Below are 12,752 nucleotides of genomic sequence, written 5' to 3'. Positions count from 1 at the left end.
GGGAGGCGTAAAGCCATGTTTCGCTGGTTCGTCAAATTGATGAATGATATAAAAATCCGTAATAAGCTGCTGCTTGCCTTTTTGGGGGTGACCTTGCTGCCCGTGCTGCTGGTAGGTGGGTATCTGACTTTTGAGATGAGGACGATGGCCTTTGACAATGCCTTGGAGCAAGCCTCCACTAACGTAGACCGGGTCCGCAAAAGAACGGAGGAGGTTATTGGTGTCTCCCAGGATATTTCCTACCGGCTCAACAACGATACCCGGCTGAAAAGACTGGCGGTCCGGAAATATGAGAGTGTTTATGAAGTGGTGAAGGCTTACCAGGACTATACAGATGTGCGGGAATACTTACGGCTGTACACGGAGATCAGCAATATTCGTCTATATACGGACAACGCTTCACTGCTTAATAACTGGGAACTGATTAACCCTTCTCCGGCGATTAAAGAGAGCGAGTGGTATCAGCGCGCACAGCGGTATGAGGGGATGGTCGGCTGGGAATATATTGAAGACGAGCGGGATCATCATAAGTATTTAAGTCTTGTCCGCAAAATAGAGCTGGAGGGGTCCAGCAAGACCGGAATGCTGGTCATCAATGTCAACAGCAGCAAGCTGACGGCGATTTTGAACCAGGAATCATTTGATACGATGATTGTGGATGACCAGAACAATATTATTGCCTCAAACCGGAAAGAAAGGGAAGGCAAGACATTGGCCGATATCTCATTTGATACCAAACTGCTGGGGCAGGGGAGCGGCAGCTATGAGGCAGTAGTGGATGGGGAGCCGTCCCAAATTGTTATTGATGAGCTGAATCCGCAAGCCAGCCGCAACGCGCTGCGGGTCATCTCAGTTTTTTCCATTGACAGCATTGTCAAAGAACCCAACCGGATCATCAGGCTGGCGCTTTCGGTCATCACCATCAGCGTAGCATTGGCTTTCCTGCTGATTTTCAGCTTTTCTTCGCTCTTCTCCCGGCGTCTGCTGCATCTCAGCAAGCATATCAACCGGGTGGGCACCGGGGATTTTGACACAGCACTGCAAATCGACGGCAAAGATGAGATTGCGCTGCTCGCGCGGCAGTTCAATTCCATGGTGCGCAGCATCCATGATCTGATGCTTGAGGTGCAGGTATCCAATGAGCAGAACAGCCTGCTGCAGCAGAAGCAGAACGATATCCGCTTCAAAATGCTGGCGAGCCAGATCAACCCCCATTTTCTATTCAATGCGCTGGAGTCGATCCGTATGGAAGCCCACATGAAGAACCAGCAGGAAATTGCCAGAGTTGTCCGCCTGCTCGGCCAAATGATGCGAAGCAGCCTTGAGGTCGGGCGCAGCAAGGTTACACTGAAGCAGGAGCTGGATATGGTCAGATGTTATCTGGAGATTCAGCAATTCCGCTATGAAGAGCGGTTAAAATATCATTTTATCGTCGATCCCGCCGTAGAGTCTCTCTCCATGCCGCCGCTGATCATTCAGCCGCTTGTGGAGAATGCGGTCATTCATGGATTGGACAACACCCTGGAAGGGGCAGTGGTGACAGTGGAAATCCGGTATGAGCAGGATCATGCCATATTTACGATTACGGATAACGGAGCAGGAATTACCCGGGACAGGCTGGAGCAGATACGAATTACGCTGGAGACTCAGGAGGAGCAGGAAGGGGCCAGGATTGGTCTGCGCAATGTGCATGACCGCTTAAAACTGTCCTATGGTGAGAAGTATGGACTGACGATCGAGAGCCCTCCGAACGAAGGAACCAGGATCTCTTTCCGCATCCCAATGGAGGTTGCAAAATGATGATTAAAGTACTGATTGTGGATGATGAGCCAAAGCTGCGTGAAGGCCTGAGAGCATTGATTCCATGGGAACAGCTGGGATTTACGGTAGTGGCTACGGCGGCTAATGGCTTGCAGGCCCTTGAAAAATACCATATCCATTATCCCGAGCTGATTGTGGTGGATATCCGCATGCCCGGAATGGACGGGCTGGAGCTGATCGGCGAGCTTCGGAACGAAGGCTCGACAAGCCATGTGCTGATCTTAAGCGGGCATGCCGATTTTGATTATGCGAAGCGGGCGATTGGCTACCGGATCGACGGGTATTTGCTAAAACCGGTAAATGAGGAGGAGATGATCTCTCTCCTGGAAGAGCTGCGGGAAACCATTGACAGGGAAGACCGTTTCAGCCGCTGGAACGAAGAGGAGCCCACCCGCAACCGGGAGAGTCTGCTGCGTGCATTGCTGCAGCCTTCGGCAGATGAGTCCGGAGAGGATGATCCGGGCAAGCAGGCCGCTGCGCTTGGTTTGGCGCCCGACCGTGTGGAGGTGGTTCTGATAGAGCTGCTTGCGCCTGCCCATGCCACCGAAGACGAAGAGCGGAAGATCATTGCTGCTGTGGAGCAGCATTTCGCCGGGAGTGAAGACCGGCTGTTTTTTACGCTGCCGCCGTATATCGGCCTGCTGCTGAAGGAGCCGCTGCAGGATGGGCTGTGCCGGGAGCACCTGATGGAAGAGCTCGCCGGGCTAATCTGCCCATGCGGGTTCAACTTCACCGCTGCTGCGGGCGGGGCGGTTCCCCGGCCCGGAGAGGCAGCGGAATCGTTCAATAAGGCGCGTGAATTATTGCGGCGGGCCTTCTTTTACCGCAAAGGGATAATGATCACTGCAGATCCATCAGGCATGTTGCTCTCTGGTTCCGGGGAAGCGGATACAGAGCAGGGGACGGATGCGGAGAGCCGCCTGCTGCTGGCCGTCGAAACCGGAAGCCGCGCGGCCATTGAGCCGCTGGTACAGGCGGTCAGCGCCGAACTGATCGCTTCTGGCGGAGAGGAGCAGCAGATCAAAGACACCTTCGTGCGGATTCTCAGCACGGTGTTAGCCAGGCTGGAGCCGGTATATCCGGAGATCCGCAATAATACAGCCAAGCACTTTCCGCCGATTGGAGAGCTATACCAGAGCCGCTATCTTGAGGATCTTCAGGAGCAATCCGTTGCCTTTCTGGCTGAGATCGCAGGGCAGATGACCAGCGGCGTCAAGGGGAACGAAATCAAGAAAATTACGGAGTTGATCCAGCGCAGGTATAACGAGAACCTGAAGCTGGAGACGTTATCCGAGCTGTTCAGTTATAACAGTGCCTATCTGGGCAAGATGTTCAAGAATACCACCGGCGAGTATTTCAACACATACTTGGATAAGGTGCGGATTGAGAAAGCCAAAGAGTTTTTGGCGCAAGGGATGAAGGTGTATGAAGTGGCCGAGAAGGTTGGCTACATGAACTCTGATTATTTCAACGCCAAGTTCCGTAAATATGTCGGGACCTCCCCAAGTTCCTTCCGCAAAAATAATTGAGTGCGTTTGCACTGGATACACTGGAAAAAAAGCAGTCCGGCTATTTCAGCCGGGCTGCTTTTTTTGAGAGATAAGAATTTATATGTTTTGTTGCTGGAGTGTTGAAGGCCGAGTTCTGAGGGATTCGTCGGTCTATATAAGTTGAACTTAAAAAATTCATAAAAAGGGTAGAAGTGCGGAGGGGAAGTCTGGATACTTACAGAGCGGTAGCGTCGCCTGAAAGCTTTCCGTAGGAAAGCTCGCTATCTTCAGCATAATCAGTCACCGGATTTCAACCGCAAAAGGCGGTTCCAATCAAGAATAGATATCCTAATTTCAACTAACACTTGTTTATCGGCTTCTACGCAGGTGCTAGTTGGAAAAAGGGAACTTATTTTTCCGGAAATTAAGAAATACTGAGATTTAAGTGGAAAAAGTAAACCTAATTGGGCCACTTTTCTTGTCCAATGGCGAAATGAGCTGAATTAGTCTACCTTTTTCCACTTAAAGAGTTGCAATAGGATTCATGGGGAGTCGTTCTCAAATCTCTAATTTCCATCTGATTTTAGATCAAATTTATAGGGTACTGCAATCGCTTACAGCACTCTAGAATATAGACATAGAGAGGAGGGGGCTTTATGAAAGCGGACACAGTAACTGCTCCAATCCCGCCGGATACCCGAATGCGCAACAAAAAGCCTGCTTCAGGAGGACGGTTTTGGAGAAACTTTAAGAATCAAAAGTATTTATGGATGATGTCGATCCCCTTTGTAATCTGGGCATTCGTCTTCAGCTATCTGCCGTTATGGGGATGGACGATGGCGTTCCAGAAGTACAAGCCCGCACGCGGCTTTTTTGAACAAGAATGGGTGGGCTTCGACCACTTTAGGACGCTGTTCAGCGATTCGCAATTCCTTCTGGCGCTGCGCAATACGCTGGCGATGAGCGGAATGGGCCTGGTGGCAGGCTTTATTTTTCCGATAACGTTTGCAATATTGCTTAATGAGGTCCGCCTCGGCATTTTCAAACGGTTTGCTCAGACCGTCTCGTATCTGCCCCACTTTGTATCATGGGTGGTTGCGGCCGGTATTGTAACCAAAATGCTGTCCAGTGAAAATGGTCTTGTAAACGATATCTTGTTAGGAATAGGATTTATAGACTCACCTATCCAGTTTATGGCCCAGGGCCATCTCTTCTGGGGAATCGTTACCTTATCGGATGTGTGGAAAGAAACCGGATGGAACGCGATCATTTATCTTGCGGCTATTTCAGGTATCGGACCTGAGCTCTACGAAGCGTCCCGGGTGGACGGTGCCAGCAGGCTCCGTCAGATATGGCATATCACACTGCCGGGTATCCGCCCGACCATTATCGTTCTGCTGATCATGTCGATCGGGAACTTGCTTAATATCGGCTTTGAAAAGCAATTCTTACTTCAGAACAACCTCGTTACCGATTATTCGCAAGTGCTCGATCTGTACTCTCTGAAATACGGGCTGGGCATGGCGAGATATTCCTACGGTACCGCGATCAATATATTCAACTCTGTGATCAGTGTAATTCTGCTGTTTACGATTAACGGAATCTTCAAACGCACAACCAAAGAGAGCCTTCTGTAATATAAGGTCCCTTTAACCAATCGTGGCAGCAAATTGCCTTTTCGTGAAAGGAGAATATTATTGTGGGAAATACAGTACTTACAGGAAAGTCCTGGGCAGACCGGATTTTTGACTTCATCGTGTATCTGGTGGTATTAATCGTGATTGTGGTCACGATATACCCTTTTCTAAATGTGCTTGCCATCTCGCTGAATGATTCAGTGGACAGTGTACGCGGCGGCATCACAATCTATCCCCGAGAATTTACCTGGGACAATTATTTGAAGATTTTCACCTTCTCGGGATTGATCACAGGGTTCAAGATATCCGCTTTACGGACAATAGCCGGAACCCTGCTCGGGTTGCTCAGCGCCTCCATGCTGGCATTTACCATCAGCCGTCCTGACTTTCATGGCCGCAAGTTCGTCTCGACATTTCTGGCGATGACCATGTATATATCCGGAGGTCTGATCCCGGTTTACATGCTGGTCAAGGATCTGGGCATGATGAACTCTTTTGCAGTCTACATCGTACCCGGTCTGGTCAGTGCCTTCAATGTGTTCGTTATCCGCTCCTTTATCGACGGCTTGCCTTATGCGCTGCAGGAATCAGCGAAGCTGGACGGGGCCAATGACTTCACGATTTACTGGCGTGTCATCTTGCCGCTTTTGAAGCCGGCGCTGGCCACCATCTCGCTGTTCCTGGCTGTGGGCCAATGGAATGCCTGGTTTGATACGTATCTGTATAACGGGTCCAGCCCTCATCTGACCACGCTGCAATATGAGCTGATGAAGGTCCTGCAGACTACTACCAGCGGCAATAACGGTGATTACCGCTCCAATATTGCTTCAATGGCATCCAATCAGGTCTCGCCGGAGTCGCTCAAAATGGCGATTACGATTGTTGTAACGGTGCCCATCCTGATGGTCTATCCGTTTATTCAGAAATATTTCGTCAAAGGCATGACGCTTGGAGCCGTGAAAAGCTAGTCACAGCTTCAGTTGCAGGGGAGCAGGTCTCCCCTGTCATTTACTCCGGGATGTATCCGTTTTCTTGCAGCCAGCCGCACTTGGACAAAGTATTAACAGGCATTTACCTGTGATACGATAGATTAACAATTTTAAGGAGGGTTTCATTCATGGCAAGTAATAGACAAATAAAAGCCAAAGCATCGGCGATTACGCTCACTTCTGTTATGCTGCTCGGCTTGCTCGCCGGCTGCGGCGGTAATAACGGGAATAACGCAGCCGGAAATGCCGCGAATACGGGAAACAACGCTAACAAGGCTGAGGATACTTCTCCGCTGACCATGACTTATTTCAGTGCAGACCCTAACCCGAACTGGACAGGAATGCAGGATGAAGTAGGTAAGGTTCTTACCGAAAAAACGGGTGTAACCTTAGAAGCTGAATTTGCAGTGGGTGATCCCCAACAAAAGGTAGCCCTAATTGCTGCCAGCGGTGAATATCCGGATCTGATCAGTGCCAAGACCGACATCAACAAGCTCGTAGATGCAGGCGCAATGCTGGATCTGACGGACCTGATTGAAAAATATGCCCCCAACATCAAAAAAGTGCTTGGCGAGGAAGGCCTGAAACGTTCACGTTACAGTGATGATGACCATGCGATTTATGCTATTCCTACCTACGCAGGTGTGGATAACAAATATTTTGATGCGGGCGGCGGATTCGAGCTTCAGCACCGTGCCGTCAAAGAAGCCGGTTATCCGGAAATCAAGACGGTTCAGGATTATGAAAACGTCATCAAGGCTTATCTGGAAAAACATCCGACCGATGAGAACGGCAACAAAAACATCGGTATGACTCTAAATGCAGATGACTGGTACATGTACATTACAGTGACCAACCCGGCATTCATTACTACAGGTTCACCTGATGATGGTGAGTATGCGATTGATATTGACACGCAAGAAGTGACCTATCACTTCCGCCGTCCGGCTGAGAAAGAATATTTCCGCTGGCTCAACCATATGAACGACATCGGTTTGCTTGATCCGGAGAGCTTCGTTCAGAAGTATGACCAGTACAAAGCCAAGATTGCTACAGGCCGTGTCATTGGTCTGATCGACCAAGACTGGGGTTATGGAGACGGAGAAAAAGCACTGAAAGCCGAAGGCAAGCTGGATCAAGGATATGCACACTTCCCTGTGACTTTGTCTGAGGAGTATAAGGATACCTCCTTCTGGCCTACAGGCTTCATGGCCGGCAACGGAATCGGAATCAGCGTAGATGCTAAAGATCCGGTGCGCGCCATTAAATTCCTGGACTACCTCGCTTCCGATGAAGGTCAAGTGCTGATCAACTGGGGTATCGAAGGCAAGCACTACAACGTCGTTGACGGCAAACGCGTTATTCCTGAAGATGTAAATAACCGTAAATATAATGACACCACTAATTTCCAAAAAGAAACCGGACTTGGAAATGTCGGCTCTAACTACGCACTGCTTAGCGCTCACTATGGCGACGGCGTATTGGACCCAACCGGCAGCTACTATACAACCCGTTTCCCTGAGCAAGTCATAGCAGGCTACAATAAAGTAGAGAAAGAAACACTGGCGGCCTACAAAGCCAACACCTGGAAAGATTTGTTCCCCAGCGAGGATGAATTCAAGGTTAAGCCTTGGGGCGCTGCCTGGAACATCACCATTCCTGGCGACAGCGAAATTGTTGTGCTCGACAACAAGCTGAAGGATATTACCTGGAAACGGATTCCAGAAGCTATCCTGTCCAAGCCGGCTGATTTTGATAAAGTCTGGGATGCCTACATGGGAGAACTTGATAAAGCCGGCGTAGAGAAGGCAGAAGATTTACGTGAAGAGCTGGTTAAAAAACGTGTGAAACTGTGGAATGAATAATTAGTCGTTATTCTTTTAAAAAAGTATGAAGACGGCGGGAAGTCCTGATGCAAGTCCTGGACTCCCGCCGATTGCTGTTTACCCTGCAACATCAAACATCAGGAAAATGATCGTCTATCATTGAACCCTAACTAGACAGACAGGAGGCATGCACGTGGGAGAGAGCAGGAATACCGGTCAGCATAAATTATGGTACAACAGGCCAGCCGCCATATGGGAAGAGGCCCTGCCGGTGGGCAACGGCCGGCTTGGGGGGATGGTCTTCGGCGGAGTGGAGGAGGAGCTGATCCAATTAAATGAGGATACCCTGTGGTCGGGCTTCCCGCGCGATACAACCAATTATGAAGCGCTGCGGCATTTGGCTCCGGCCAAGCAGCTCGTAGCGGAGGGGAAATATAAGGAAGCGGAAACGCTGATTGATGCCACAATGCTCGGCAGCCGTACGGAATCCTACCAACCGCTGGGAGACTTGAAGATCAGGTTCGGCCCCGCAGGTCCGGTAGAGGATTACCGCAGAGAGCTCGATTTGGAGCAAGCATTGGCTGTTGTGTCCTATACTGCCGGAGGCGTTAAGATCGTTCGCGAAGTATTGGCCAGCAGACCCGATGAGCTTATAGCGATCCATATCCGTGCGGAGGGCCGGGGAGAACCGAACGTATTGCCGGATTTCTCGGCTGAGCTGAGTTCGCCTCATCCTTCCCGTTTCAGGATCACTACGGACGGAATACTGATCATGACCGGACGCGCCCCGTCGCATGTGGCCGATAATTATGCGGGTGATCATCCGCGCTCCGTCTTGTACGAAGAAGGCCTGGGTATAAGTTATGCGGCAGCCTTGGAGATCCGTACGGATGGCGGCGTTTGTACGGCTGAGAACGGAAGACTGTCGGTTGCCGGTGCGAATTCCGTTACCATCCGGATGGCGGCGGCAACTGATTATGCGGGGTATGACCGGATGCCGGGAAGCAGCGGCACAGTGCCTTCGGAGCTGTGCCTCAAGCAGCTGGCTTCAGCCTCCAAAGATTATGCAGAGCTAAGGCTGCGCCATATCCGGGATCATCAAGCCTTGTTCCGGCGTGTGAAGCTTGCGCTCGCGCCTGCTTCTTCCCAGGCCGGGCTGCCAACCAATGACCGGCTGGCACTGTACCGTGAAGGGCGGGCAGATCCGGCCCTGGAAGTGCTGCTGTTCCAATATGGCCGCTATCTGATGATCGCAGGCTCCCGGCCCGGCACGCAGGCCCTGAATCTCCAAGGGATCTGGAACCCGCATGTTCAGCCGCCATGGAACAGCAACTATACCACGAACATTAATGCAGAAATGAACTATTGGCCAGCCGAGCTGTGCGGATTAGGTGAATGCCATGAACCATTAATGGATTTAATTACAGAGCTCAGCCTGGCCGGGAGCCGCACCGCAAATATTCACTATGCAGCGCGCGGTTGGAGCGTTCATCACAATACCGACCTCTGGCGGATGACCACCCCCTCCGACGGACTGTCTATGTGGGCTTTTTGGCCGATGGGCGGCGTGTGGCTTTCACGGCATCTGTGGGAACGCTACGCCTTCTGCCCCGACACGGCCTTTCTGCAAGACACTGCATTTCCTGTACTCAAGGGGGCAGCTATGTTCTGTCTGGACTTTCTGGTAGAGCTGCCGGATGGCCGGCTGACTACGGGCTTGTCCACCTCACCGGAGAATGTCTTTCTTACCGCCGAAGGGGAATCCTGCAGTGTGTCTGCCGGGTCAGCTATGGATATGTCGCTGATTGCCGAATTGTTCTCCCACTGTATTCAGGCTGCGGAAATTCTGGACACGGAGCCTGAGTTCCGCGCGGAATTAACCGCTAAGCGGGCGCGGCTTGCACATCCGGGAATCGCTCCGGACGGGCGGATACGGGAGTGGAACGGGGATTTTGCCGAGAAGGAGCCGGGACACCGTCATGTCTCCCATCTATATGACCTGTATCCAGGTAATGTGATCAGCCTTGACAAGACGCCGGAGCTGGCGGCTGCAGCGGCCTTGTCGCTGGAGAAACGTCTCGAATCCGGCGGCGGACATACCGGCTGGAGCGCCTCCTGGCTGCTTAATCTGTATGCCAGGCTGCAAGATGGCGAGAAAGCCTACCGCTGTGTGCGGAGGATTCTGGAGGCAGCCACGCTGCCGAATCTGTTTGGCAACCACCCGCCATTCCAGATCGACGGCAACTTCGGCGTTGCGGCAGGGATAGCCGAAATGCTGCTCCAGAGTCATCAGAACGGGCTGAAGCTGCTGCCGGCGCTTCCCGGGAGCTGGAGCGAGGGCCGGGTCAGCGGGCTGCGGGCGCGCGGCGGTTTTATCGTTGATATGGAGTGGAGCGGCGGCCAACTGGTCCGGGGAGTGCTGGTGTCTACGCATGGCTATCCGTGCAGCGTGTCCAGCAGCCTTCCTCTATCGCTGCAGAAACCGGATGGGACGTTTTGTGATGCTGGCGCTGCTTTTGAGACCATTTCCGGAGAGACTTATATTCTGATCCCGCAGCATACAAAAAATTAAAGCACAGCGCATCCAGGCGGTTTCCGCAGTAGAGAGCTACTCTACGCGGAACCGCCTTTTTTGCCTGCCGGACTTATCCACCAGGCGTACTGGACCGATAATAATAACCAGGAGGGCGCAGCCGGTCCTTTGGATCTTCCTGAAATATTATAGTCGTGTAATGCTGGTTTTCCGCATTTAATAAAATAGAGCATAAACGTGGAACTTAATCCATATCCATTGCAGCAGAGAAAGCAGGGGCATATATGAAGAAACGATATACACTGGCCAAAGCCATGCTTGGAGGAATGCTTGTGTGCGCCGCTCTGCCGCCTGCACTGTACTGGGGCTGGGATCAAGCCTACGCCGCCAGCACTTCAGCCGTTCTGCAATCGGGAGCGGAGATGGCCCAGAAGCTGACCGCAGCCATGAATAACCGCAGAGAGAACATTACGTTCGTATACGAAGGCAAGACAGCCAGCCTGAAATCCCAGGTGCAGAAGGCGATTGACCAGGCGATGGGCAGTGACCCTTACCTGTATTATATTATCGACAGCTACGCTTTTTCTTATCGTGGAAGCAGCCGGTCGGCCAAGGTAACGGTGCAGGTGGCATATAGGGAGACGCTGCAGCAGACGGCACTGGTGAACAAGCAGGTGAAGACTATTTTACAGCAGATCATTTCCCCAGGAATGAACCAACACCAGAAGGTAAAGGTGATCCATGACTGGGTGGTGCTGCATTTGAAATATGATAACACATACCGTAAATATACCGCCTATGAAGGCTTGCAGAGCGGCAGCGCTGTTTGTCAGGGGTATTCGCTTCTGACCTACAAATTGCTCCTGGGCGCAGGTATCCCGAACAAAATTGTGGAGGGGACGGCAAAACCTGAGGGAGGCGTTGCCCAGTCACATGCCTGGAATCTGGTGCAATTGGACGGACGCTGGTACCATTTGGACACAACCTGGGATGATCCGACTCCCAGCCCGGAAGGGGGCATCAGCACGGTCTACTACATGAGGACAGATGCCCAGATGCGCCGTGACCACAGCTGGACCAAATCCTACCCGGCAGCGTCTGTCGGCTATGCCCAGACCCTGTCCGAGCTGGTCAGCCGGGGCGGGCAGAGCGTACCGGTATACCAGGAGCTTCAAAAGAAGCTCGATTACCGGCTGTATGAGGAGGATGAGGTGATCACTTCTGCGGCAGAGCTGAATACGCTCGTGCGAGAGGCGGCTGCTTCCGGCAAGCAATCCCTTTTATTCCGTTACCGGGGCAGCGAAAAACTGCTCAAAATAGATCTGCAGGGACTTTACAGCTTAGGCCTGGAGAACTTGGCCTACACCAGCTCCCCGTTTGACAACACCGGGGATTTGAGGGTCTATGTGACCTGGAAGTAGGCAGCTGGCGTGTTTTGTGGCTGTCTGCCGCTTGGTGTGCGTCTTACGGCCGGACGTTTCACCTCAATAACGGGATTGTGTGTCCGGATCACCTTGTATATTGCCCGTTTACAGAGAATAGCGGAACGTGAGTCTGCATAGATACGCTTAACCGATGGGGCTGAAGGAGGGGCTGCTGCCTACAGAACAATGGCGGCACTGGGGACTGGCAACCATCCTGTCTGTGCGGGCAAGCATCCTGGTCACCTTGGCAGAAAGGCAAGAACGGCAGTAGGATACTGATTAGAAAGATAAGCAATGGCAGTAGGATACTGATCAGAAGGTTAAGCAATGGCAGTACGATACTGATCATCAAAAGGGATGCACCTGGAGCTGTTTGGCTCCAAATGCATCCCTTCTTTTCTTGTTTGCGTGCCCAGAAGTACGCATTATCTAGTTGGTGAAAGTCCAACCAAGGGAGGGGCCAAGCCACCTTGGTAGCTAGGATGCTTGCACATGGCGAAATCTGTGTGTAAAAGCGCATCGACAAAAGTACCGGTCAGAGACCGGGCGAGCAACAATCCAGGCCGCAACATCAAGTGAATCCTGCCGCGTCGTCAAAAAGGCCTTGCAAGAGGGAGAAGGGGAAGCCGAGTCTCGAGATAATAGACGAAGGCCATGGAAGCTGCGTAGAACTTGGAACAACAGCGAAGAATCCTCCGGCGTATAGGGAACGGCATGGATTGAAAGATAATGCAGTGAACTGGGGAGACCCTCCCCCACACGGAAATTTTTTTTTTTTTTTAGAAAGCCGTAAAAAGACGCTCTATAAGTCCAGAAGATGAAGTGAATCGTCTGTGGGAAGGGAGTCCGAGGGGCTCATAGTACCAAAGAACCTAAGGACAACATAACCTTAGGGAGGGAAGGAGCCCTGCTTTGTTTATGCTTTTTGGAGGAGGTACGAGTGAGTGAATGCCAATCGGCTAATGACACCTAAGGAAAAAGTTCAAGAACTCCAAGAAAAGCTAGGTCATGCGGCCAAGGAGAACAAGAAGC

Annotated in this window: 7 protein-coding genes; all 7 read left to right on the top strand. The window is 51.7% G+C overall.

Translation table 11 applies throughout. The annotated features are described in order from the left end of the window. Positions 1-15 precede the first annotated feature (15 nt). The 7 genes from BLQ82_RS24340 (at position 16) to BLQ82_RS24310 (ending at position 11,717) form a co-directional block, all read left to right on the top strand. The gene (locus BLQ82_RS24340; RefSeq protein ID WP_062522923.1) at positions 16-1,800 is read left to right on the top strand and encodes a sensor histidine kinase; all 1,785 of its coding nucleotides are present in this window, start codon (positions 16-18) and stop codon (positions 1,798-1,800) included. Continuing rightward, on the top strand, positions 1,797-3,350 hold the full coding sequence (locus BLQ82_RS24335) for a response regulator transcription factor (RefSeq protein ID WP_062522925.1): 1,554 nt from the start codon (positions 1,797-1,799) through the stop codon (positions 3,348-3,350). Before BLQ82_RS24340 ends, BLQ82_RS24335 begins: the two co-directional genes overlap by 4 nt. 662 nt (positions 3,351-4,012) lie before the next feature. Further along, the gene (locus tag BLQ82_RS24330; RefSeq protein ID WP_244280991.1) at positions 4,013-4,948 is read left to right on the top strand and encodes an ABC transporter permease; all 936 of its coding nucleotides are present in this window, start codon (positions 4,013-4,015) and stop codon (positions 4,946-4,948) included. 62 nt (positions 4,949-5,010) lie between these two features. Beyond that, positions 5,011-5,916, top strand: a complete 906-nt coding sequence (locus BLQ82_RS24325) for a carbohydrate ABC transporter permease (RefSeq protein WP_062522930.1) — start codon at positions 5,011-5,013, stop codon at positions 5,914-5,916. 149 nt (positions 5,917-6,065) lie between these two features. Then, positions 6,066-7,802: an ABC transporter substrate-binding protein gene (locus BLQ82_RS24320; RefSeq protein ID WP_208810722.1), complete on the top strand. Its 1,737-nt coding sequence runs from the start codon at positions 6,066-6,068 to the stop codon at positions 7,800-7,802. Positions 7,803-7,950: 148 nt separating this feature from the next. After that, entirely contained in the window at positions 7,951-10,335 is a 2,385-nt protein-coding gene (locus BLQ82_RS24315) for a glycoside hydrolase family 95 protein (protein ID WP_074648596.1), read from the top strand. 245 nt (positions 10,336-10,580) lie between these two features. Next, the gene (locus tag BLQ82_RS24310) at positions 10,581-11,717 is read left to right on the top strand and encodes a transglutaminase domain-containing protein (RefSeq protein WP_062522934.1); all 1,137 of its coding nucleotides are present in this window, start codon (positions 10,581-10,583) and stop codon (positions 11,715-11,717) included. Positions 11,718-12,752 lie beyond the last annotated feature (1,035 nt).

The organism is Paenibacillus jilunlii (genome assembly GCF_900102965.1).
Taxonomy (GTDB): Bacteria; Bacillota; Bacilli; order Paenibacillales; family Paenibacillaceae; genus Paenibacillus_AQ; species Paenibacillus_AQ jilunlii.
The sequence above is the reverse complement of the archived record's forward strand: the minus strand, read 5'-3'. Positions and strand labels throughout refer to the sequence as shown.